This window comes from Microbacterium sp. (assembly GCF_043427715.1).
In the GTDB taxonomy this organism is placed as follows: domain Bacteria; phylum Actinomycetota; class Actinomycetes; order Actinomycetales; family Microbacteriaceae; genus Microbacterium.
Genome location: NZ_JBHWTD010000119.1, coordinates 25,559 through 48,243 on the forward strand (window position 1 = coordinate 25,559; position 22,685 = coordinate 48,243).

Consider the following 22,685-nt stretch of genomic DNA (forward strand, 5'->3'; position numbering starts at 1 on the left):
GGCCGGGCGCTCGCACAAGGGGACACATTACCCCGACGTGGGGAGCGACCTGATCCAGTTACGGAGCAGGCTGATGCCGGCGGCGCCGGACTTCTCGGGGTGGAACTGGGTCGCTGTCAGCGGACCGTTCTCGACCGCGGCGAGGAAGGGCACGCCGTGCTCGCTCCACGTCACAACGGGTGAGCGGAAGGGCTTCATGACGTCGAGGGTCCACTCCTGCGCGGCGTAGGAGTGGACCAAGTAGAACCGCTCATCCTCAAGTCCGTCGAAGAGGACCGACCCCTCCCCGGGCGTCACGGTGTTCCATCCCATGTGCGGAAGGACGGGTGCGGAAAGCTCCGTGACCGTCCCCGGCCACTCCCCGAGTCCTTCTGTGTCGACGCCGCGCTCGACGCCCTGCTCGAACATGATCTGCATCCCGACGCAGATCCCCATGACGGGGCGACCTCCGGCGAGGCGCCGCTCGATCAGTTCGTCACCGCGGCTCTCGCGGAGCGCCGCCATGACCGCCGAGAAGGAGCCGACACCGGGAACGAGGAGCCCTGCGGCATCCGCGATCAGACCGCGATCGCGTGTGAGGCGCACATCACCGCCCGCCTCCGTCAGTGCTTTGACGGCGGAGTGGACGTTTCCCGACCCGTAGTCGAGGACGGCGATCAAAGGACGCGCGGCATCGGTCACAGGGCGCCCTTCGTGCTGGGGATGCCCTGCACGAGCGGGTCGAGCGCCTTGGCCTGCCGGAACGCACGGGCGAACGCCTTGTACTCGGCCTCGGCGATGTGGTGCGGATCGCGACCGCCGAGCACGGTGACGTGGACCGTGAGCCCGGCGTGGAACGCGATGGCCTCGAACGTGTGACGGACGAGCGATCCGGTGAAGTGGCCGCCGATGAGGTGGAGCTCGTAGCCCTCGGGCTCGCCGCTGTGGACGAGGTACGGACGGCCGCTGATGTCGACGACCGCCTGCGCGAGCGCCTCATCGAGAGGCACCAGCGCGTCGCCGTACCGGGAGATCCCGGACTTGTCGCCGAGAGCCTGGCGGATCGCCTGCCCGAGGACGATGGCGGTGTCCTCGACGGTGTGGTGCGCGTCGATGTACGTGTCACCGGTGGCGGTCACCGTCAGGTCGGTCAGAGAGTGCTTCGCAAACGCGGTCAGCAGGTGGTCGAAGAACGGCACGGACGTGCTGATGCTGCTCTGACCGGTGCCGTCGAGGTTGAGTTCGAGGTCGATCGTCGATTCGCTCGTCGCGCGCCGAACGGACGCCGTGCGGACTGCCGGGGTGCTCATACCTCGATCCTAGCGAGCCGCACCGCCCTCCCCTCCGCGCGAACAAGGCGACTGGGTGGCTGGGTGGGCCGCTTCAGAGCGAGGCGAGGGCCTCGAGGAACGCGGTCGACTCGGCTTCGCTTCCGGCGGTGACCCGGAGCGTGTGCGGCAGCCCGACGTCACGGATGAGCACGCCGCGGTCGTAGAGGCCCTGCCAGGTGGCCTTCGGGTCCTCGACACCCCCGAAGAGAACGAAGTTCGACCAGCTCTCGTACGGGGTGTAGCCGAGTGCCGTCAGGGTGGCGGAGATGCGATCCCGCTGCGCGACGATGTCGTCGACCATCGAGAGCATCGTCGGCGCGTGTCGGAGAGCAGCCGTCGCGGCCGCCTGGGTCAGTGCACTGAGGTGGTACGGCAAGCGCACGAGCCGGAGCGCATCGATGAGCGCGGGGTCGGCGGCGAGGTATCCCACCCGGGCTCCCGCGAACGCGAAAGCCTTGCTCATCGTCCGGGAGACGACCAGCCGCTCCCGGCCGTGCAGCAAGGTGACCGCCGACGGCTCGTCGTGCGGCGCGAACTCGGCGTAGGCCTCATCCACGATCACGATGCCGCGGGAGGCCTCGTACACCGCTTCGACCACGTCGAGGGAGAGCGGCGTACCGGTGGGGTTGTTCGGAGAGCAGAGGAAGACGACATCCGGCTGCGCCTCTTCGATCTGCGCGGCCGCGTCGGCGGCGGTCAGCGTGAAGTCCACGCCGCGCGTGCCCGCCACATAGCGGGCCCCGGTCGCCTGCGTGAGCAGGGGGTACATGGAGTAGGTCGGCCCGAAGCCGAAGGCGGTCCGACCGGGACCGGCGAACGCCTGCAGGATGTGCTGCAGCACCTCGTTCGAGCCGTTCGCCGCCCAGATCTGGTCAGGCTGCAGGCCGTGCCCGAGGTAGTCGGCGAAGGCCTCCCGGAGCGTGGTGAACTCGCGGTCAGGGTAGCGGTTGACGTCGCGCAGCGCTTGCGCGATGCCGTCGAGGATGTCGTCGGCGACCTCTTCGGGCACCGGGTGGGTGTTCTCGTTGACGTTCAGGGCGACCGGCAGGGCCGCCTGGGGTGCCCCGTAAGGAGTCATCCCCCGGAGATCGTCACGGAGGGGTAGGTCGTCGAGACGTGCGCTCACCCTGCCATCGTAGGACGCGCGGGGTGCTCACTCGCCCGCGGCGACGGTGTACTCCGCCGGGACCGCCAGGGACTGGCCGGCATCGACCGCTGCCGAGGAGAGGGCGTTGAGCGACATGATGTCGTCGATCACGTCGCGCGGATCGTGGCTCGGCGCGATCGCCTCAGCGATCGACCACAGCGAATCACCCGGCAGGACGGTGACCGTCTCGAAAGAACCACTCGGCGCGCCCTGCTCACCGCTGGCGAGCGCGCCGCCGCCCGACACGATCGAGATCACCAACGCGACGACCGCCGGCACCGAGGCGACAGCGGCGAGCACCCGACGACCGCGGACGGTCAGGCGCAGGCGCGTGGTCACGGCGGGACGGACGGGTGTGATGGTGATCGTGCTCATGATTCCTCCTCGGGGCGACCCGGTCAGATGAGACCTTCGCACCCGCCCATCGGCCGGGACGGGCGGGATGCGAAGCTCTCTTCCGAATGTATCTTCGAGTCTTGTACGGTGTCAAGCAATCGGGTCTCGGAGATCGATCGAAGACGACACGCGGTCGACTGCGGGGACAACCTCTCGACACCGGATACGGTTTCGATGACGACAGGCCATCACCAACCTCCGACATTCGAAGACGAGTGCACCTGCACGAGGCTCGGACGGCATCCGGAATGACCGGATCAGGGAAGGAACGACATGAGCGAGAAGCCGCAGACGCGCCGGCGCAAGAGCCTCAGCGAGAAGCAGCTCGCGATCCTCGAGGTGATCCAGCGCTCCATCGCCCATCACGGCTATCCGCCGAGCATGCGCGAGATCGGTGACGCGGTCGGCCTCAAGTCCCTCTCCAGCGTCACCCACCAGCTCAACCAGCTCGAGCTCAGCGGCTACCTCCGCCGCGACCCGGGCAAGACGCGCGCCATGGAAGTGCTCATCGATCTGCCCGGCGCGGCAGCGGAGAACCCCGCGGACAGCGCCCCCGCGGTGGGCGATGCCGCCATGGTGCCCCTCGTCGGTCGCATCGCCGCAGGTGTGCCGATCACGGCAGACCAGCAGGTCGAGGAGATCTTCCCCCTCCCCCGCCAGCTCGTCGGCAAGGGCGAGCTGTTCATGCTGAAGGTCTCGGGCGACTCGATGATCGACGCCGCGATCTGCGACGGCGACTGGGTCGTCGTCCGCTCACAGGCGACGGCCGACAACGGTGAGATCGTCGCCGCGATGCTCGATGGCGAAGCGACCGTCAAGACCCTCCGCCAGCGCGACGGCCACACGTGGCTGCTCCCCCGCAACTCGGCGTTCGAGCCGATCCTCGGCGACGAGGCCGTCGTCCTCGGCAAGGTCGTCGCGGTCCTCCGAGCCGTCTGATCGGATCACTTGCGCCCACCGAGGCTGCCTATGGCCGCGCGGGGCACGGTGATCGTCGCGTGCGGGCGCCGGGCTCTGCTGTCGCTCCAGACCCGAGGCCGGGTCGTGATGCGATTCATGGTGACACGTGGCATCCGGGCAGGCCACCGTGTGACGACCTGTTGCGGGCGCGTAGCGTGGAGACATGACCACGATCGCTCCTTACGGTTCTTGGCCCTCCCCCCTCTCGGCCGCGGACGCCTCCGCGTCATCGGGTCGCTTCGACGGTGCACGCTTCGTCGGCGACGAGGTCTGGTGGGGCGAGTCGCTCCCGGCCGAAGCCGGGCGCACCTCGGTGCGTCGGCGCACCGCCTCGGGAGACATCGAAGACCTGCTGCCGGCGCCCTGGAGCGCCCAGTCCCGCGTGCACGAGTACGGCGGCGGCGCGTGGACGGCGACACCGGGCGGGCAGCTGTTCTTCGTCGAGAAGTCCGATCAGCGCGTATGGAGCCTCCTGCCCGGGAGCGAACCGGTCGCACTGACCCCGCCAGACCCCGCCACCCGCCACGGCGGACTTCGCTGGCAGGCCGGCACGCTCCTGGCCATCCGTGAGGTGCACGGCGACGCTCCGGTGCCGGCGCGATCCATCGTCTCGATCCCCACCGACGGTTCCGGCGACGTCGTGGAGCTGGTCTCAGGGAGCGACTTCCTCGCCCAGCCCGCCCTGTCGCCCGACGGATCGACCCTCGCCTGGGTGGAGTGGGACCACCCCGATATGCCTTGGGACCGCACGCGTCTGTGCACCGGCAGCGTGACCGGCTCCGGTGTGGAAGGACGAACCGTCGTCAGCGACGGCGAGACGTCCGCGCTCCAACCCGAATGGACGGCCACCGGAGACCTGCTGTTCGTCGACGAGCCGACCGGCCGCTGGAACCTCTGGCGAACGGATGCCGCGGGCTCCCCGGCCACTCCTGTCGCCCCCGCAGACGCCGACACCGGCGGCGGCCTCTGGGTGCTGGGCGTGCGCTGGTTCGCGCCGCTCGCAGACGGCGGCGTGGTGGCCGTCCGCACGAACGGCTCGGACGCGCTCGTCCGCATCGACCGGGACGGCACCGCGACCCCGCTGGCGCTGCCCGTCCGCGCCCGCGCGCTGGTCGAGGACGCGCTCGGGGACCGCGTGATCGTGTCGGGCGCCGCTCCCGGCGTGTCCGGCGTGTGGCTCGTCGAAGCCGACGGCACGTCCACCCTGGTCCGCGGGTCCGCTTCCGACCTGGATGCCGCGTGGACCCCACCGGTGCGGGAGCTCACGGTACCCGGGCGCCACGGCGACGTGCACGCGTTCGACCACCCGCCGACCAACCCGCATGTGACCGCACCCGAGGGCGAGAAGCCACCGTACGTCGTGCTCGTCCACGGCGGACCGACCGCCCACGTCGGGGGCGTCGCGGACAGCAAAACCGTCTACTTCACCAGTCGCGGCATCGGCGTCCTGGAGGTCAACTACGGCGGCTCGACCGGGTACGGCCGCGCATACCGTGACCGCCTGAAGGGGCAGTGGGGCGTCGTGGACGTCGACGATGTCGCCGCAGCAGCTGCCGGTCTGGTCGAGGCGGGACGGGCCGACGGCGCGCGCATCGCGATCGAGGGCGGTTCGGCCGGCGGGTGGACCGTGCTGGCCGCCCTCGTCGGCACCGACGTGTTCGCGGCGGGGATCTCGCGCTACGGCGTGGGTGACGCCCGCACCCTCGCCACCGACACGCACGACTTCGAGGCCCGCTACCTCGACGGGCTCATCGGTCCGCTCCCCGACGCGGAGGAGCTCTACCTGGAGCGCTCACCGCTCAGCCGCACCGAGAACTTCCGCGTCCCGGTCCTCCTCTTGCAGGGCGATCAGGACGAGGTCGTCCCGCCGTCACAGGCCGAGGCGATCCGCGACGCCCTGGCGGCGCGCGGCATCCCGCACGCCTACGTGCTCTACGAGGGCGAGGGGCACGGGTTCCGCCGCGCCGAGACGATCGTCCACTCGCTCGAGAGCGAGCTCGCCTTCCTCGGGCAGGTGTTCGGGTTCGACACCCCGGACGTCGCGCCGGTTGCCCTTGAGGGCGGATCGACGGATGCCGCGGGGCGGGGGGCCGCTCAGACCGCGTAGTCGGCGAGGTCGGCGGCGAGCCGCTCCGAGACGTGCGCGTGCACCAGCGTGCCGCCCGCCTCGTGGGTGGTCGAGATGATGTGACCCGACTCGTGCACCGCGTTGACGAGGTCGCCGCGGTCGTACGGGACGAGCGCGTGCACCTCCACCGCGGGCAGCGGCAGGGCGGCCTCGACGGCGGCGCGGAGTTCGGCGATGCCCTCGCCGGTGCGCGAGGACACGAAGTGCGCCTTCGGCTCCAGGCCGCGCAGGATCAGGCGGGTGTCGTCGCCGACGAGGTCGGCCTTGTTGAAGACGACGATCTCGTTCGTCGACCGCGCACCCACATCGCCCATGACATCCCGGACGGTCGCGAGCTGCGCAGCCGGGTCAGGGTGGCTGCCGTCGACGACGTGCACGATGACGTCGGCATCGCCGACCTCTTCGAGCGTCGACCGGAATGCCTCCACCAGCTGGTGCGGAAGGTTCCTCACGAACCCGACGGTGTCGGTGAGCGTGAACACACGGCCGTCGGCCGCCTCGGCGCGGCGCACCGTGGCATCCAGGGTCGCGAACAGCGCGTTCTCCACGAGCACGCCCGCGCTGGTCAGGCGGTTGAGGAGGCTCGACTTGCCGGCGTTGGTGTAGCCGGCGATCGCGACCGAGGGGATCGTGTTGCGCTTGCGCTCAGCCCGCTTCGCCTCACGTGCCGGCGCGAACTCGCGGATCTGGCGGCGCAGCAGCGCCATCTTGGTGCGGATGCGGCGACGGTCGAGCTCGATCTTCGTCTCACCGGGACCACGCGAACCCATGCCCGCACCGCCCGCGCCGACCTGACCGCCGGCCTGGCGGCTCATCGAGTCACCCCAGCCGCGCAGGCGCGGGAGCAGGTATTCGAGCTGGGCGAGTTCGACCTGCGCCTTGCCCTCACGGCTCTTGGCGTGCTGGCTGAAGATGTCGAGGATGACGGTCGTGCGGTCGATCACCTTCACCTTCACGACGTCCTCGAGGGCACGCCGCTGGCTGGGCGCAAGCTCGGTGTCGGCGATGACGGTGTCGGCGCCGACAGCGGCGACGAGGTCGCGGAGCTCGGCGGCCTTGCCGCGCCCGATGTAGGTCGCGGGGTCGGGGTGGGGGCGCCGCTGCAGGACGCCGTCGAGGACGACGGCGCCGGCGGTCTCGGCGAGCGCGGCGAGTTCACGCAGAGAGTTCTCGGCGTCCTCGTGCGAACCCTGCGGGTAGACGCCGACGAGGACGACATTCTCCAGGCGCAGCTGCCGGTACTCGACCTCGGTGACGTCCTCGAGCTCGGTGGACAGGCCCGGCACGCGGCGGAGCGCGGCGCGCTCCTCGCGGTCCCACTGGTCGCCATCGGTGTCGCTGTAGGCCACGGTCGCGGCATCCTGCAGCGCCTGAGCCGAACCGCCGGAGCCGAACACGCTCACCCCGACGCGACTCCCCGCGCTCGCAAGGACGCGGTCGACGGCGTCCCGGGGACCTTCCGACGCCGTCGTCGAGGTCTCCTCACCCGCCACCGGTTCGTCTGCGGTCGATGGGGTGGTGCTGTCTGTCATCTTCGCCTTTCGTGGCCTGAGGCCATCCGAGAATCCTAGTCTCCCGCGCGGCTCGCCGCCTCCGCTACGCTCGTCGCATGGGGAGCGACCACTACTTCAGCGCGTCCCCCGCCAGTCCCGAGAATCTCCGCCGCATCCGTGTGTCCCTTGCCGGTCGCAGCGTCGAGGTCACGACCGCCGGCGGGGTGTTCAGTCCGGACCACGTGGACGGTGGCACGGAGGTGCTGCTCGCGAACACTCCCCCTGCCCCTCCGGGCGGGCATCTGCTCGACCTGGGGTGCGGCTGGGGGCCGATCGCGCTGACGCTCGCCACGCAGTCGCCGCGGGCGACCGTCTGGGCGGTCGATGTGAACGAGCGCGCCCTCGATCTCGTGCGACGCAATGCCGAAGAGCTGGGACTCGACAATGTCAACGCCGTCCTGCCCCAAGATGTTCCCGCGGATGTGACCTTCCGGACCATCCGCTCCAACCCACCCATCCGGGTCGGCAAGGACATCCTTCACGGACTCATGGAGACGTGGATCCCCCGGCTCGCGGAGCGGAGCGACGCGTGGCTCGTCGTGCAGCGCAATCTGGGATCGGACTCGCTGCAGCGGTGGCTCGCGGCATCCTTCGATCGCACCTACTCCGTCTCGCGCGCGGCGACCGGGCGCGGTTTCCGTGTCATCAAGGTGCGTCGACACGGCACACCGCCGACCGGTTCGATCGACCTGCCGGAACCGGATGTGGTGGAGTCAGGCGAGCGCGATCTCGCCTGAGAAGACCAGCGACGCCGGCCCCGACAGGAGCACCCGCTCCCCCTCGTCGGTTCTGACCACGCGCACGCCGAGCCGCCCGCCGGGGACGTCGACGATCCACTGATCGGGCGCACCGGCGCCTGCCCAATGGCGAACGGCGAGAGCGGATGCCGCGACCCCGGTGCCGCATGAGAGGGTCTCCCCCACCCCGCGCTCGAACACCCGCATGCGGATGGCGCCGACGCCGTCCTGGACGAGCGGGTCGGCGGGGACGACGAACTCGACGTTCGCGCCGGCCGGCGGCACGGGGTCGAGCACCGGCTGCACCGTGAGGTCGAGGGTCGCCAGATCGTCGGCGCTCGGCAACGCGACGACGATGTGCGGGTTGCCGACGTCGATGCCCAGGCCGGGACGCGCGATCGGCAGGCCGCGACCGCGGACGAGCACTTCGGACTCGTCGGGACGCCAGAGCCCGAGATCGACCTCGAGGCCGTTGTCTGCGAGGGTGACCGATTTCGTTCCGGCGCGGGTGCCGATCTTGAGCGTCTCCCCCGGGGCGAGCGTCGCGAGACCCGCGGTGAGGAGGTACTTCACGAACACGCGCACGCCGTTGCCGCACATCTCCGCGATCGAGCCGTCGGCGTTGCGGTAGTCCATGAACCACTCGGCGTCGGGGGTCGCCGCACCTGCGTCGATGGCGCGCGAGCGGACGACGCGGAGCAGTCCATCTCCGCCGATGCCGAACCGTCGGTCGGTGATCGCGGCGATCTGCTCCCCGGTGAGTTCGGCCGTACCGTCGGGGTCGGCGACGATCACGAAGTCGTTGCCGGTGCCATGACCTTTGGTGAAGGGGATCGTCGCCACCGTCCGATTCTAGATCGGGCCGGCGGTGCGACCGGGTCAGAGTGCGGACAGAACGGAGGCGGACGCCTGCGGCCCGACCCACGCGACGTCGGGGTAGCGCCGGAACCACGACACCTGTCGGCGGGCATAGCGCCGCGTGAGCGCCTGCGTCTGGGCGATGGCCTCCGACTCGGTGAGCTCGCCGGTCAGCTGGGCGAGAGCCTGCGCGTACCCGATCGCGCGTCGCGCCGTGGTGCCCTCCTCGAGGCCTTCGGCCTTGAGGCGACGAGCTTCCCCGACGATGCCCGCTGCCCACATCCCCTCGACCCGGGCGTCGAGCCGTTCGACGAGCTCGGGCCGCTCCACCTGCACGCCGATGACCGTCGTCCTGTCGTGCCATACCGCGGGCTCCTGCGGGAGCGCGGCGCCGTGGGTGCTCTCGCCCTGCAGCACGACTTCGAGCGCGCGCACGATGCGACGGCCGTTGTTCGCGTCGATCCGCTCCGCCGTGACGGGGTCGAGGCTCCGGAGGCGCGCGAACAGTGCCCCCGTGCCCTCGCGATCGAGCTCCGCCTCCAGCTGGGCTCGCAGCTCCTGGTCTCGAGGCGGGAACCGGAAGTCGAACAGCACGCTCGACACGTACAGCCCCGACCCACCCACGAGCACCACGTCACGCCCGCGGGCGAAGACCTCGGCGATCACACGCCGCGCGTGCTCCTGGTAGACCGCGACGGCGGCATCCTGCGTCACATCCAGCACGTCGAAGAGATGGTGCGGGATGCCGCGCCGCTCCGCAACCGGCAGTTTCGCGGTGCCGATGTCCATGCCGCAGTAGAGCTGCATGGCATCCGCGTTGACGATCTCGGCGCCGGTGGCCTCAGCGAGGTCCAGCGACAGTGCGGTCTTGCCGGTGCCGGTCGCCCCCACGAGCGCCCACAGGCGCGGGGCGGCCACAGGTCACTGCCCGATACGGAGGGTGGGCAATCCCAGCGAGACAGCCCGCGGTGCGCCGTCGGCTGCGGGGGTCGGGACACCGCACGAGTCGGCCTGCGCACGGTCCCACGCGTCGCCGGCGCGCGTCCGGCGGATGCGCAGGGGCGCGCCGTCGGGGCTGTCGGCGAGGAGGTGGAACGGTGCGGCGTGCGTCACGACGACCGAGACGACATCGCCCGGCCGCGGGGCCGGGGAGTCTGCGGGGAGCTCGAAGTGGACGAGACGGTTGTCCTCCGCGCGCCCGGTGAGGCGGTGGGTCGCGGCATCCTTCTTGCCCTCACCCGTCGAGACGAGCACCTGCAGTTCGCGCCCGAGCTGCTTCTGGTTCTCCTCGAGCGAGATCCGCTCCTGCAGGGCGACGAGGCGCTCGTAACGACGCTGCACGACCTCCTTGGGGACCTGGTCGGGCATGGTCGCAGCGGGTGTGCCCTCGCGGATGGAGTACTGGAAGGTGAAGGCGCTCGCGAAGCGGGCCTGCTCGACGACCCGCATGGTGTCCTCGAAGTCCTCTTCGGTCTCGCCCGGGAAGCCGACGATGATGTCGGTGGAGATGGCGGCGTTCGGGATCTTCGCGCGGACGCGGTCGAGGATGCCGAGGAATCGGTCGCTGCGGTACGAGCGTCGCATGGCCTTGAGGATGCGGTCGGAGCCCGACTGCAGCGGCATGTGCAGCTGCGGCATGACCGAGGGGGTCTCGGCCATGGCGTCGATGACGTCATCGGTGAAGGCGGCGGGGTGCGGGCTGGTGAACCGGATCCGCTCCAGGCCGGGGATCTCGCCCGCGGCGCGCAGCAGCTTGCCGAACGCCTGCCGATCGCCGAACTCGACGCCGTAGCTGTTCACGTTCTGGCCCAGCAGGGTGACCTCGATCGCGCCGTCTTCGACGAGCAGTCGGATCTCGCTGAGGATGTCGCCGGGGCGACGGTCCTTCTCCTTGCCGCGGAGGCTCGGCACGATGCAGAACGTGCAGGTGTTGTTGCAGCCGACCGAGATCGAGACCCAGCCGCTGTAGGACGAGTCGCGCTTGGTGGGAAGCGTGGAGGGGAACACCTCGAGGGATTCGAGGATCTCGAGCTCGGCGTCGTCGTTATGACGGGCACGCTCGAGGAGGCTCGGGAGGGAGCCCATGTTGTGCGTGCCGAAGACGACATCGACCCACGGCGCCTTCTGTTGGACGACGTCCTTGTCCATCTGCGCCAGGCAGCCGCCGACGGCGATCTGCATGCCCTCGTGCTGGTCCTTGCGGCTCTTCAGATGCCCGAGGGTGCCGTAGAGCTTGCCGGCGGCGTTGTCGCGGACGGCGCACGTGTTGATGACGACGACGTCGGCTTCGTCTCCGGATGCCGCGCGGATGTAGCCGGCGGACTCGAGCGACCCCGAGAGGCGCTCGGAGTCGTGGACGTTCATCTGGCACCCGAACGTGCGCACCTCGTACGTGCGGGGGCGACCCTCGGCGGTGATGGCGGCGGGTGAGGGCGCGATGAGCGTGGGTGCGGCAGACGGGCTGGTCATGATGTGGATCATTCTACGAGCCGCACCTGAGCCCGGCCGTCAGTCACGCACCCGTCGCAGGCCTGCAGGATCGCCGTCACTCGAACCGAACGCGGCTCTTCGGGCTCGATCGTTCATCGAGGGCCTGCCGCGCGGCCGACAACGCGGTCGCGCCGTAGCCGCGGCGCGCGAGCTGGCCCGCGAGGCGGCGGAGCGCGACGTCTCGATCCAAGCCGTCCATCGACGAGGCCTTCGACCGTGCGAACTCCAGGGCCCGCTCGCTCTCGTCATCCGGAAGAGCTGCCAGCGCGATGTCGATGACGTCCCGCGGCAGTCCTCGCTGCGAGAGCGTCTGGGCGACCGCTTGACGGCCCTGCGCCTTGCGCGACATCGCCTTGTCGATCAACTGCTCGGCCAGTGCCTCGTCGTCCAGGTACCCGAGATCGAGGAACCGGGCGATGAGGCCTTCGGCATCCTCATCGGAGACCTCGGCCGTGCGGAGGGCGCTCCGCGCTTCCCGCACGGACAGCGAGCGGCCGCGGAGCTTCTTCATGAGCGTCCTCTCCGCGGCGTCGAGGCTCGCTTCCGAGTCAGCCTGATCTGATGCCGAGGAGAACGCGTCGGCCTCTGTGGCGACCGCCGACGCCGATACCGGCGCGACCCAGGTCGGGTGCCACCTCTCGGCGGGCTCCTCTGAGTGCTCGTCGGCGGCCGGGGGGGAGGTGCTCGCCCCGCCGAAGAGCGGGATCACGGGGGCGAGGCCGGCGGTGCGGCCTGCGCCCCCCTGAGTGTCGCCGCTCATCAGGCCGGACGGCGCGCTGCCAGATCAGCGGGCGGGGCGGGCTCGGCCTCGGCCTTCGGCACCCCGATGCCCATCTTCTGCTTGATCTTGGACTCGATCTCCGCCGCCACATCGGTGTTCTTGATGAGGAAGTTGCGGGAGTTCTCCTTGCCCTGCCCGAGCTGCTCGCCCTCGTAGGTGTACCAGGCACCGGACTTCTTGACGATGCCGTGCTCGACACCGAAGTCGATGAGGCTGCCCTCGCGGGAAATGCCCACGCCGTACAGGATGTCGAACTCGGCCTGCTTGAACGGCGGAGCCATCTTGTTCTTGACGACCTTCACGCGGGTGCGGTTGCCGACTGCCTCGGTGCCGTCCTTCAGCGTCTCGATGCGACGGATGTCCAGGCGCACGGAGGCGTAGAACTTCAGCGCCTTTCCACCGGCGGTCGTCTCGGGCGAACCGAAGAAGACACCGATCTTCTCGCGAAGCTGGTTGATGAAGATCGCGGTCGTCTTGGTCTGGCTCAGACCACCGGTGATCTTGCGGAGCGCCTGCGACATCAGGCGAGCCTGCAGACCGACGTGGGAGTCACCCATCTCACCCTTGATCTCGGCTTCGGGAACGAGAGCCGCGACGGAGTCGATGACGACGAGGTCGATCGCGCCGGAGCGGATCAGCATGTCGGCGATCTCGAGGGCCTGCTCACCCGTGTCGGGCTGCGAGACGAGGAGCTGGTCGATGTCGACGCCCAGCTTCTGCGCGTAGTCGGGGTCGAGCGCGTGCTCCGCGTCGACGAAGGCGGCGATGCCGCCGGCGCGCTGGACGTTCGCGATCGCGTGGAGGGTGAGGGTGGTCTTACCGGACGATTCCGGTCCGTAGATCTCCACGACACGGCCGCGCGGGAGTCCGCCGATACCGAGGGCGACGTCGAGGGCGATGGAGCCGGTGGGGATGACCTCGACGGGAGCGCGCTCGTCGCTGCCCAGTCGCATGATCGAGCCCTTGCCGAACTGGCGGTCGATCTGGGCGAGGGCCGATTCCAGGGCCTTCTCGCGGTCGGCGGGTGATGGCATGTCCTGCTCCTTCTTTCGCGTCCTCTGCGACTGCGCCGCATCGGGGATTCCGTCGCCCGTAGGCTGTCGCGCTCGTCACCGACGGTTCGGATGCTGCGACAGGGCGTGGGGTGTCATCTGACGTGTCTCACGCTACGAAGGGGTTCCGACATTGCATCCGGAGCACCCTTCGAGGTGGACGACGTGCGTCCGACTCCCGCTGTGCAGAAGCCTACGCGCCTATCGAACGAATATTCGATGGCGACACGCCGCGGCCGTCGCCGACCGTCGTCAGCGCCGGGGCTCGAGCCGGCCTGCGCCGTGGCGGCGGGCGAGAGGGACGTCGGCCTCCACGCAGAGGGCGGCCCACACTTCCCGCGGGGCCACACCGGCCGCGAGGGCCTGCCGCGCGGTGCGACCGCCGACGGCCGTCAGCACGAGATCGTCGACCAGGGCGGAGCCGTGTGCGCCGAACTCATCCTCGACCGCGCGATCGAACTCGCTGTGACGCATCGAGGCGTCAGTGCAGCGAGAGCTCGGGAGCGACGATGTCGTCGCCGAGCGAGGCGAGGTCGTCGGGGACCACGTCGGTGATGGGGTGCAGACCCTCCAGCACCGAGATCCGGTCGCCGACCTCGCGCATGATCGTGGAGATCGGCACGTCGAGGGCTTCGGCGACGGCGGCGAGGATCTCGCTGGACGCTTCCTTCTGCCCGCGCTCGACCTCGCTCAGATAGCCAAGGGCGACGCTTGCGCGGCCGGAGACCTGCCGCAGCGTGTGCCCCTTCTGCAGGCGGAAGTCACGCAGCACGTCACCGATCTCTTGACGAACCAGAATCATGCGGTGCCCTCCTTCTGCTCTCCACCCGATGTCCCCTTCGGGGGGGAACCACGGTACAGCACCTTGGCTGTCACCCTAGACCCCACGTGCTGAGGAATGGATGGGAATCACCGAGACGTAACCACGTCGAAACGCGAGCTATTCCCGATTCAGAGCGCGTCGAGGGCGAGAGCGACGGCGCGGGCGGCGGCCTCGGTGCGGATCTGATCACGGTCGCCCTGCAGGAGCAGCGACTCGACCCGCGATCCGAGCGGGGTCGACACCGCGATGTGCACCGTGCCGACGGGCTGCCCGTCGGACGACACCGGCCCGGCGATGCCGGTCGTGGCGATGCCGACATCCGCGGCATCTCCCTCCCCCACCGCGCGCCGGACGCCGTCCGCCATCTGGCGGGCCACCCGCGGATGCACCGGCCCGTGCGCATCGAGGAGGGTCTCGTCGACGCCCAGCAGCCGCGCCTTCAGATCGGTGGCGTAGGCGACGATCCCGCCGCGGAACACAGCGGAGGCGCCTGAGACGGAGACGACGGATGCCGCGACGAGCCCTCCCGTGAGCGACTCCGCCACCCCCAGGGTCCACCCCAGCTCCCGCAGCCGCGCGACGAGGCGCTCCGGCTCCGAGCGCGGGCCCTCCGAGACGAGCGTCGCCTCGACGTCGTCCGGCAGGTCGGCGAATGTGCGGTCCGTCATGACCGGCTCTTCCGGCGCGCTCCGCGCACCTCGGTCACGACGTAGTCGAGGCCACTGGCGATCGTGAGGATGACGGCGATGGCCATCGTGACGGCGTTGACGATGTGGATCCACTCCCCCACGACCGTCCACAGGGGCAGCAGGGCGAACGAGAGTGCGACACCCTGCGCCACCGTCTTCAGCTTGCCCATCCACGCAGCGGCTACGACGTGATCGGATGCCACGACGAGGCGGTGGATGGTGATGCCGATCTCGCGGACGAGTACGACGACGGTGATCCACCACGGCAGCTCCGCCAGAATCGACAGGCCGACGAATGCGGCTCCGGTGAGCACTTTGTCGGCGATCGGGTCGAGCAGCTTGCCGAGGTTGGTCACGATGTTGTGGCGCCGTGCGAGGTACCCATCGACGCCGTCGGTGGCGATCGCCACGATGAACAGGACCGCCGCCCACCAGCGCAGCGCGCTGTCGTTACTGCCGTCTGCCAGGAGCATCCAGACGAAGACCGGCGCGCAGAGGATCCGGACGATCGTGATGGTGTTGGGCAGCTGCCTCGGGATGCTCACGGATCGAGCCTATCCAGGTCACTCACGACCCGTAAGACCCCACGCGTCCTCGTCGCCGCCGTCCGCCTCGACGACCTCGTAGCCGTCGAACTGGGCCGTCACGGCGTCGGGTCCGTACGGGTCGACCGGCGCCGCGGTCGGCGATGCCGGAGCACTCGGCGCGGCATCCTCCGGCGGTTCCTCACCACGCAGGCGGGCGAGCACCGCAGGCAGCTCGTCGGGTGTGACGAGCACGTCGCGCGCCTTCGATCCCTCGGACGGGCCGACGATCTCACGGGCCTCGAGGAGGTCCATGAGCCGACCGGCCTTCGCGAATCCCACGCGGAGCTTGCGCTGGAGCATGGAGGTCGATCCGAACTGGGTGGAGATGATCTGCTCGGCCGCGGCGAGGAGGAGCTCGAGGTCGTCGCCGATGTCCGCGTCGATCTCCTTCTTCTCCACGATCGCCTCGACGTCCTTGCGGTATTCGGGGCGGGCCTGCGCCTTGACGTGCGCGACGACCTTCTCGATCTCCTTCTCGGCGACCCATGCGCCCTGCACGCGGACGGCCTTGGAGGCGCCCATGGGCAGGAACAGCCCGTCTCCCTGTCCGATGAGGCGATCAGCACCCGGCTGATCGAGGATGACGCGCGAGTCGGTGACGCTCGTCACGGCGAACGCGAGCCGCGACGGCACGTTCGCCTTGATCAGGCCGGTCACCACGTCGACCGACGGGCGCTGGGTGGCCAGCACGAGGTGGATGCCGGAGGCGCGGGCGAGCTGCGTGATGCGGACGATCGAGTCCTCGACGTCTCGCGGGGCGACCATCATCAGGTCGGCGAGCTCGTCGACGACGACGAGGAGGTAGGGGTAGGGCTTCAGCACCCGCTCGCTGCCGGCGGGCAGCTGGATCTCCCCCGCGACGACCGCCTTGTTGAAGTCGTCGATGTGGCGGAATCCGAACGACGCGAGGTCGTCGTACCGCATGTCCATCTCCTTCACGACCCACTGCAGCGCCTCGGCGGCCTTCTTGGGGTTCGTGATGATGGGGGTGATGAGGTGGGGCACGCCGGCGTAGCCGGTGAGCTCGACGCGCTTCGGGTCGATCAGGACCATCCGCACATCGCTCGGCTTCGCACGCATGAGCAGGCTCGTGATCATCGAGTTCACGAAGCTCGACTTGCCGGAGCCGGTGGAACCGGCGACCAGGAGGTGGGGCATCTTCGCGAGGTTCGCGACGACGTATCCACCGCCGACGTCCTTGCCGATGCCGATGGTCATCGGGTGGGTCGCCTGCTGCGCGTTGGGAGAGCGGAGCACGTCGCCGAGGGTGACGATCTCGCGGTCCGTGTTCGGGATCTCGACACCGATCGCGCTCTTGCCCGGGATCGGCGCGAGGATCCGCACCTCGTTGGAGGCGACGGCATAGGCGATGTTGTTGGTGAGCGCGGTGATCCGCTCGACCTTGACGCCCGGGCCCAGCGCGATCTCGTACTGGGTGACGGTCGGGCCGCGCGAGAACCCGGTGACCTTGGCGTCGACGGAGAACTGGTCGAAGACACCGGTGATGGCACGCACCATGGCGTCGTTCGCCTCGGAGCGCGCCTTGTGAGGGGTGCCCGCCGCAAGGGCATCGGATGCCGGAAGGCGGTAGTCCGCGGCATCCGGATCGACGGAGTCGAGGCTCGCGCCCTCGAGATTCGCGGCGATGAAGTCGGGGATCGGCGGCGGGGGCGGCACGTCGAGGGAGCCGGGTTTGCGACCGGGCTTGCGCGGCGGGATCGGGGCGATGATCTCGGTGACGTCGTCCTGCGCCGCCACGGGAGTGGTGACGGGGTTGTCGAAGCTGCCGTCGCCGCTGGATTCGAGCAGGGCGGTGAGGTCGTCGGCGCCCAGGCCGCCGTCGGCGTCCTCCTCGCGGCCGGACTTGTTGCGGCGCCACCACGGCAGGCCCGGTTCGGCGTCGTCGTCCACAGCGTCGAACGCGACGGTCGGACCGGTATCCCCGGCCATCGCCGCCGACTTCTCGACGCGCTCGGTCCCGAACATCCAGGCGTACAGATCGCCGAGGCGCTGACCGATGCGGTTCGGCGGGGTCTTGGTGAGGATGAGGACGCTCAGCACGGCGAGGAGCCCCAACACGATGCCGGCGCCGATCTCGGTGAGCGCGGTGAGCGGTTCGCCCACCATCCAGCCGAACAGACCGCCGGCTTCGCTGAGTGCGGGCAGTCCGGTATGCGGCTGCGGACGACCGCCCATGACATGGCAGAACCCGGCGATGGCCAGCACGAGCAGACCCGATCCGATGCCGATCCGGCCGTTGTCGTGGACGGAGGGCGGGTTGCGGAACAGCCAGCCGGCGAGGAGCAGCAGGAAGACGGGGAAGACGAACGCCTCACGCCCGATGAGTGCGCCCACGGTGTACGCACTGATGGTGGTGCCCACCTCGGTGCCGATGAGGAACCACTCGACCACGGCACCCGCGACGGCCATGAGCACCAGCAGGAACGGGAAGCCGTCGCGGCGCTGATCCTTCTCGAGCCGCTCCGACCCGAACGCCCGGAACATGCCCCCTGTCGCGTGGGCGAGACCCATCCAGGCGCGGGAGATCACCGGCGGCCGGTCGACGTCATCGACGTAGCGCCGGGGCGCGGGTTCGGGTTTGCGGCGGGGCGCCGGCTCGGACTTCTTGGCGCGCGACGAGGAGCCCGACGCGGACGCGCGGGACTTGCTGGTCGGACTGCTGCTCCTGGCCATACCTCCACGGTAGGCGCGACCCGGGACACAACCGCGGATTGACGCGGCGGGCACCGGCATCCGCGGTCCGCCGTCAGGCCAGGCGCTTCACCATCGTGTCGCGGACGAAGCCGCTCTGCGTGACCGCGAATCCTTCACTGCGGTAGAGCACCTGCGCGAAGTTGCCACGCTCCACGGAGAGGCAGATGCGGGCCTTCCCCTCGGCCCGCGCCATCTCGCAGACACGGCGCAGGAGCGCCCGTCCGACGCCGTGCGCCCGCCACATCGGACGCACGCCGATGATCAGCTCCGGCACGTTGGTGCCGACGTATCCGAACCCGGGTCCGCCTCGCGGCAGCATCCGGTACCAGGCGGCGCCGATCGGCTCGGTGCCGCTCACGGCGACCGCACCGGCATCCCCCGGACGCATCCAGCCGGAGAGGTAGCGGCTGTGATCGGGGTGGGTCAGGATCTCGTGACGCGGGCGCGCGGTTCCGGGACGCCAGTTGGCGGCTTCGACCACCATGTCGCCCAAGAAGACGCCGTCGGCCTGCGTGGCGGGCCGCAGCGACCAGGAGTCGGGCATGCCCAGATGTTAGCGCTCCCGGTCAGGCCTCGATCACCATGGGGACGATCATCGGACGGCGGCGCAGCGACTGGTTGACCCAGCGGCCGATCGTGCGCCGCACGACCTGCTGCAGGGCGTGCTGGTCACGGACGCCCGACTGCGCCGCCTCGACGAGCGCAGCGGCGATCTTCGGCTTGACGGAGTCGAAGACCGCGTCGTCTTCCGCGAAGCCGCGGGCGTGGATCTCGGGGCCCGTGATGATCTGCCCGGTGGAGGCGTCGACCACGACGATGACGGAGATGAACCCCTCCTCGCCGAGGATCCGACGGTCCTTGAGGTCTGCATCCGTGATCTCACCGACCGACGAGCCGTCGACGTAGACGAAGCCGAGGTCGAGCTGACCGGCGACGCGAGCGACACCGTCCTTCAGGTCGATGATCGTGCCGTTCTCGGCGAGGATCGTGTTCTCCGCCGGGATGCCGGTCTGCTGCGCGAGCTTGGCGTTCGCCATCAGGTGGCGGTACTCGCCGTGCACCGGGAGGACGTTCTTCGGCGTCAGGATGTTGTAGCAGTAAAGCAGCTCGCCGGCGGCCGCGTGGCCGGAGACGTGCACCTTCGCGTTGGCCTTGTGGACGACGTTGGCACCCAGCTTGGTGAGCCCGTCGATGACGCGGTAGACGGCGTTCTCGTTGCCCGGGATGAGGCTCGAGGCGAGGATGACGGTGTCACCCTCCCCCGGCTCGATCGCGTGGTCGAGGTTCGCCATGCGCGACAGGACGGCCATCGGCTCGCCCTGGGAGCCCGTGGACATGTAGACGATCTTGCCGTCGGGGAGGTCCTTCGCCTTCTTGTAGTCGATCAGCACGCCCTGCGGCACCTTGAGGTAGCCGAGGTCTTCGGCGATGCCCATGTTGCGCACCATCGAGCGGCCGAGGAAGGCGACCCGGCGCCCGTGCGCGGCGGCGGCGTCGATGACCTGCTGGACGCGGTGGACGTGACTCGAGAAGCTCGCGACGATGACGCGGCGCGGTGCGCGGCCGATGACCTGGTCGAGGACCGGTCCGATCTCGCGCTCGAGCGGGGTGAAGCCGGGGACATCGGCGTTGGTCGAGTCCACGAGGAACAGGTCCACGCCCTCGTCGCCGAGCGCGGCGAAAGCGCGGAGGTCGGTGAGGCGGCCGTCGAGCGGCAGCTGGTCCATCTTGAAGTCGCCGGTCGCGAGGACGAGCCCCGCGGGGGTGCGGATCGCGACGGCGAGCGCGTCGGGGATGGAGTGGTTGACCGCGATGAACTCGAGGTCGAACGGGCCGACCTGCTCGTCCTGACCCTCGGCGACGGTCAGCGTGAACGGACGGATGCGGTGCTCCTTCAGCTTCGCCTCCACCAGCGCGAGCGTGAGCTGCGATCCGATCAGGGGGATGTCGCGCTTGAGGCGCAGGAGGTACGGCACGGCCCCGATGTGGTCCTCGTGGCCGTGCGTCAGGACGACGCCGACGATGTCGTCGAGACGCTCTTTCAGGGGCTCGAAGTCCGGGAGGATCAGATCGACGCCCGGCTGGTGCTCCTCGGGGAACAGGACACCGCAGTCGACGATGAGCAGCTTGCCCTCGTACTCGAAGACGGTCATGTTGCGGCCGACCTCGCCGAGGCCGCCGAGGGGGGTGACCCGGAGGGTGCCGGGTTCGAGGACAGCGGGCTCGGAGACGGGAGTGCTCATCGGGTTGTGCCATGCACCTTCGGAAGGGCGCCGCCGGCGGCGGCGTTGCGGTCAGGACGGAAGTTGGAGAAGTCGGCGCCGTCGACATCCTTCACGAGGGCGAGTTCGTCCTCGATCAGGGCGGCTTCCCACTCCTCGGGCCCGACGAGCGGCAGACGCACGCGCGGGCTGGTGATGCGGCCGAGGCCGTGGAGGATGTACTTCGCGCTCACAGTGCCGGGGACGTGCGTCATGACGGCCCGCACGAGCGGCTCGAGCTTCTTGTGCGCCTCGGTGGCGGTCTTCAGGTCGCCGCGGTTCACGGCGTCGACGATCACGCGGTAGGGAGCGGACGTGATGTTCGCGGTGACCCCGATGAGACCCGCGGCGCCGATCGACAGGTGCGGCAGCACGTTGGCGTCGTCGCCCGAGAAGTACATCAGGTCGGTCTGGTTGAGCACGCGGCTGACCTCGCTGAAGTCGCCCTTGGCGTCCTTCACGGCGAGGATGTTCGGGTGCTTCGCGAGCCGGAGGATCGTTTCGTACTTGATCGGCACGCCGGTGCGGCCGGGGATGTCGTAGAGGATGACGGGCAGGTCCGTGGCATCCGCGACGAGGCGGAAGTGGGTGAGGATGCCGGCCTGCGTCGGCTTGTTGTAGTACGGCGTGACGATCATGATGCCGTCGGCGCCGGCCTTCTCGCTCGCCTTGTAGAGCTCGATCGCGTGTGCGGTCTCGTTCGAGCCGCCGCCGGTGATGATCTTCGCGCGGCCGGCCGAGACCGACTTGCCGACCTCGACGAGCTTCAGCTTCTCGGCATCCGTCAGCGTGCTGGTCTCACCGGTGGTCCCGGTGACCACGACGCCGTCGGCGCCGCCGACGATGACGGAGTCGATGTGCTTCTCGACCGCCGGCCAGTCGACCTCGCCGTCCGCCGTCATGGGAGTGACGAGCGCGACGAGCACCTGACCGAAGGGATTGCCGGAATGCGTCATGGTGTCCAGGGTATCGGTTGGGGCACCGCGCGCCGCCCATACTCCCGCCGCCGACCACCGTGATACAGATGCACGACCGGTGGGGCTCACGTCACCTGGTGGGCCCCATGATGCGTCCGGCGAGTCGACGGTCGTGCATCCGTACCGGCACGGCGGGTCCGGGTGCCCCGGGTGGTCAGCGCGCGGCGGCGGTGCGGTCGCGAAGCCGGGCCAAGATGGCGCGCTCCACGCGCGGCCAGTCGTGCACCACGAGCGCGTAATCGAACCGGAGCGTCTCGTATCCCGCCGCAGCGGCCTCGGCGTCGCGGACCAGATCGCGGTGCCGCTGGGAAGGTCCGTCGTGGTTGTCGCGGCCATCCACCTCGAGCACGATGCACCCCGCCAGGACGAAGTCGACCCTGCCGACGCGAGGAATCGGAACCTGACATGCGAGCGCGATTCCGAGCCGCAGGAGACGGAGTCGGAGAAGCGATTCCAGACCGCTCCCCGCGTCGGGTCGGGCGATGTCCACGAGCCAGCGGAACCGGGCCAGGAGATCCGACCTGATCTCGACGCGGTCGGCGGCGGTCAGCAGACCCTGTGCCCACGCGGACTCGAACGCCGCGAAGAAGGCCTCCGCTCCGAGGCACGATGCGCACTGCACGAGCGCCCGGGTCAGGGAGACGACGCCGAACGACGCCGCGCCACCGTCTCGGTGCGTGATGCAGCGGCATCCGTCGTGGGCATGGGTTCGTGCGTTCGGGCCTACCCAGACATGCAGCCGCGGCGCCGGTTCTAGCACCCACACGCCGAAGTGGCGCAGCGCGGACGCACAGGCGAGTTCGCCGCCGTGCGCGGCCGCCGTCCTCACGCCGGGCGCGAGCACTCCGGCCGCGTAGACGCCGGGGCGGATCCTGTCGACCGCACCTCGCTCGGCTGCCCGAGCGAGTCGGAGTCGGGTTGTTCCCTGGGCGCAGAGCTGGGAGGTGCGAGCGATCCCGCCCAGCATCCGAATCGCCTCAGCCGCGTCCATCGGATCAGGGTGGCCCTGCGGTCGATCCGGCGGCGCTGATGACGGCGTGCGGTGAAGAGATCCTCGCCGGGGCGCGCTGGGGAGAAGGACTCACCCCGATACAGGATGCACGACCGGTGGTGCCGGTGTTGACTCACCGGGGCGGCGAAGCGACACCTGCACCACCGGTCGTGCGGATGTATCACGACCTCGCTGGGACCGGGGCAGGCGGGGGGCCGCGGGGCGAGATG

At 69.8% G+C, this 22,685-nt stretch carries 22 protein-coding genes; 3 read left to right on the top strand and 19 right to left on the bottom strand.

The annotated features are described in order from the left end of the window. Positions 1 to 27: 27 nt before the first annotated feature. The 4 genes from hisH to ACHFGS_RS12675 all read right to left on the bottom strand — a co-directional run bounded on the left by hisH (position 28) and on the right by ACHFGS_RS12675 (position 2,832). Complete coding sequence (hisH, locus tag ACHFGS_RS12660; protein ID WP_394289521.1) at positions 28 to 681, bottom strand: imidazole glycerol phosphate synthase subunit HisH; 654 nt, start codon at positions 679 to 681, stop codon at positions 28 to 30. Next, positions 678 to 1,289 carry an imidazoleglycerol-phosphate dehydratase HisB gene (gene hisB, locus ACHFGS_RS12665; RefSeq protein ID WP_394280268.1) on the bottom strand — a complete coding sequence of 204 codons (612 nt, stop codon included), beginning with the start codon at positions 1,287 to 1,289 and terminating at the stop codon, positions 678 to 680. Before hisB ends, hisH begins: the two co-directional genes overlap by 4 nt. Positions 1,290 to 1,362: 73 nt before the next feature. After that, positions 1,363 to 2,388, bottom strand: coding sequence for a histidinol-phosphate transaminase (locus tag ACHFGS_RS12670; RefSeq protein WP_394280278.1), 1,026 nt, complete (start codon positions 2,386 to 2,388; stop codon positions 1,363 to 1,365). A gap of 75 nt (positions 2,389 to 2,463) precedes the next feature. Beyond that, positions 2,464 to 2,832, bottom strand: a complete 369-nt coding sequence (locus ACHFGS_RS12675; RefSeq protein ID WP_394280267.1) for a LysM peptidoglycan-binding domain-containing protein — start codon at positions 2,830 to 2,832, stop codon at positions 2,464 to 2,466. Between the two features lie 294 nt (positions 2,833 to 3,126). Here ACHFGS_RS12675 and lexA point away from each other — a divergent pair, with 294 nt between their 5' ends. Next, positions 3,127 to 3,792: a transcriptional repressor LexA gene (lexA, locus tag ACHFGS_RS12680; RefSeq protein ID WP_394280266.1), complete on the top strand. Its 666-nt coding sequence runs from the start codon at positions 3,127 to 3,129 to the stop codon at positions 3,790 to 3,792. Between the two features lie 184 nt (positions 3,793 to 3,976). Then, positions 3,977 to 5,920, top strand: a complete 1,944-nt coding sequence (locus tag ACHFGS_RS12685; RefSeq protein ID WP_394289522.1) for a prolyl oligopeptidase family serine peptidase — start codon at positions 3,977 to 3,979, stop codon at positions 5,918 to 5,920. Here ACHFGS_RS12685 and hflX read toward each other — a convergent pair. Further along, a complete protein-coding gene (gene hflX / locus ACHFGS_RS12690; protein WP_394289528.1) occupies positions 5,908 to 7,227 on the bottom strand; it encodes a GTPase HflX in 1,320 nt (439 codons plus the stop codon). The genes ACHFGS_RS12685 and hflX overlap by 13 nt on opposite strands. A 323-nt stretch (positions 7,228 to 7,550) precedes the next feature. Between hflX and ACHFGS_RS12695 the strand changes: the two genes are divergently transcribed. After that, the gene (locus ACHFGS_RS12695) at positions 7,551 to 8,231 is read left to right on the top strand and encodes a class I SAM-dependent methyltransferase (RefSeq protein ID WP_394279980.1); all 681 of its coding nucleotides are present in this window, start codon (positions 7,551 to 7,553) and stop codon (positions 8,229 to 8,231) included. Here ACHFGS_RS12695 and dapF read toward each other — a convergent pair. The 14 genes from dapF to ACHFGS_RS12765 form a co-directional block, all read right to left on the bottom strand. Beyond that, a complete protein-coding gene (dapF, locus tag ACHFGS_RS12700; protein ID WP_394279981.1) occupies positions 8,208 to 9,074 on the bottom strand; it encodes a diaminopimelate epimerase in 867 nt (288 codons plus the stop codon). The two genes, ACHFGS_RS12695 and dapF, sit on opposite strands and share 24 nt — an antisense overlap. Positions 9,075 to 9,110: 36 nt before the next feature. Next, entirely contained in the window at positions 9,111 to 10,007 is an 897-nt protein-coding gene (miaA, locus tag ACHFGS_RS12705; protein ID WP_394289523.1) for a tRNA (adenosine(37)-N6)-dimethylallyltransferase MiaA, read from the bottom strand. A gap of 3 nt (positions 10,008 to 10,010) precedes the next feature. Beyond that, positions 10,011 to 11,558, bottom strand: coding sequence for a tRNA (N6-isopentenyl adenosine(37)-C2)-methylthiotransferase MiaB (miaB, locus tag ACHFGS_RS12710; protein WP_394289524.1), 1,548 nt, complete (start codon positions 11,556 to 11,558; stop codon positions 10,011 to 10,013). A gap of 76 nt (positions 11,559 to 11,634) precedes the next feature. Next, positions 11,635 to 12,339, bottom strand: coding sequence for a regulatory protein RecX (locus ACHFGS_RS12715; protein WP_394279497.1), 705 nt, complete (start codon positions 12,337 to 12,339; stop codon positions 11,635 to 11,637). Continuing rightward, positions 12,339 to 13,394 carry a recombinase RecA gene (gene recA / locus ACHFGS_RS12720; RefSeq protein ID WP_394279496.1) on the bottom strand — a complete coding sequence of 352 codons (1,056 nt, stop codon included), beginning with the start codon at positions 13,392 to 13,394 and terminating at the stop codon, positions 12,339 to 12,341. Before recA ends, ACHFGS_RS12715 begins: the two co-directional genes overlap by 1 nt. A gap of 270 nt (positions 13,395 to 13,664) precedes the next feature. Then, entirely contained in the window at positions 13,665 to 13,886 is a 222-nt protein-coding gene (locus ACHFGS_RS12725) for a DUF3046 domain-containing protein (protein WP_394279495.1), read from the bottom strand. Between the two features lie 7 nt (positions 13,887 to 13,893). Continuing rightward, positions 13,894 to 14,214 (bottom strand): helix-turn-helix domain-containing protein, encoded by a 321-nt coding sequence (locus ACHFGS_RS12730; RefSeq protein ID WP_394279494.1) that lies wholly within the window; start codon positions 14,212 to 14,214, stop codon positions 13,894 to 13,896. Between the two features lie 149 nt (positions 14,215 to 14,363). After that, positions 14,364 to 14,903: a CinA family protein gene (locus ACHFGS_RS12735; protein ID WP_394279493.1), complete on the bottom strand. Its 540-nt coding sequence runs from the start codon at positions 14,901 to 14,903 to the stop codon at positions 14,364 to 14,366. Next, on the bottom strand, positions 14,900 to 15,469 hold the full coding sequence (pgsA, locus tag ACHFGS_RS12740; RefSeq protein ID WP_394279492.1) for a CDP-diacylglycerol--glycerol-3-phosphate 3-phosphatidyltransferase: 570 nt from the start codon (positions 15,467 to 15,469) through the stop codon (positions 14,900 to 14,902). The genes ACHFGS_RS12735 and pgsA overlap by 4 nt, the downstream gene beginning before the upstream one ends. An 18-nt stretch (positions 15,470 to 15,487) precedes the next feature. Beyond that, on the bottom strand, positions 15,488 to 18,205 hold the full coding sequence (locus ACHFGS_RS12745) for a DNA translocase FtsK (RefSeq protein ID WP_394289525.1): 2,718 nt from the start codon (positions 18,203 to 18,205) through the stop codon (positions 15,488 to 15,490). A gap of 73 nt (positions 18,206 to 18,278) precedes the next feature. After that, positions 18,279 to 18,770, bottom strand: coding sequence for a GNAT family N-acetyltransferase (locus ACHFGS_RS12750; RefSeq protein WP_394280326.1), 492 nt, complete (start codon positions 18,768 to 18,770; stop codon positions 18,279 to 18,281). A gap of 22 nt (positions 18,771 to 18,792) precedes the next feature. Next, positions 18,793 to 20,469, bottom strand: a complete 1,677-nt coding sequence (locus ACHFGS_RS12755; protein ID WP_394280325.1) for a ribonuclease J — start codon at positions 20,467 to 20,469, stop codon at positions 18,793 to 18,795. Then, complete coding sequence (gene dapA, locus ACHFGS_RS12760; RefSeq protein WP_394289526.1) at positions 20,466 to 21,443, bottom strand: 4-hydroxy-tetrahydrodipicolinate synthase; 978 nt, start codon at positions 21,441 to 21,443, stop codon at positions 20,466 to 20,468. The genes ACHFGS_RS12755 and dapA overlap by 4 nt, the downstream gene beginning before the upstream one ends. 175 nt (positions 21,444 to 21,618) lie before the next feature. Further along, positions 21,619 to 22,455 carry a type IV toxin-antitoxin system AbiEi family antitoxin domain-containing protein gene (locus ACHFGS_RS12765; protein ID WP_394289527.1) on the bottom strand — a complete coding sequence of 279 codons (837 nt, stop codon included), beginning with the start codon at positions 22,453 to 22,455 and terminating at the stop codon, positions 21,619 to 21,621. Between the last annotated feature and the right edge of the window lie 230 nt (positions 22,456 to 22,685).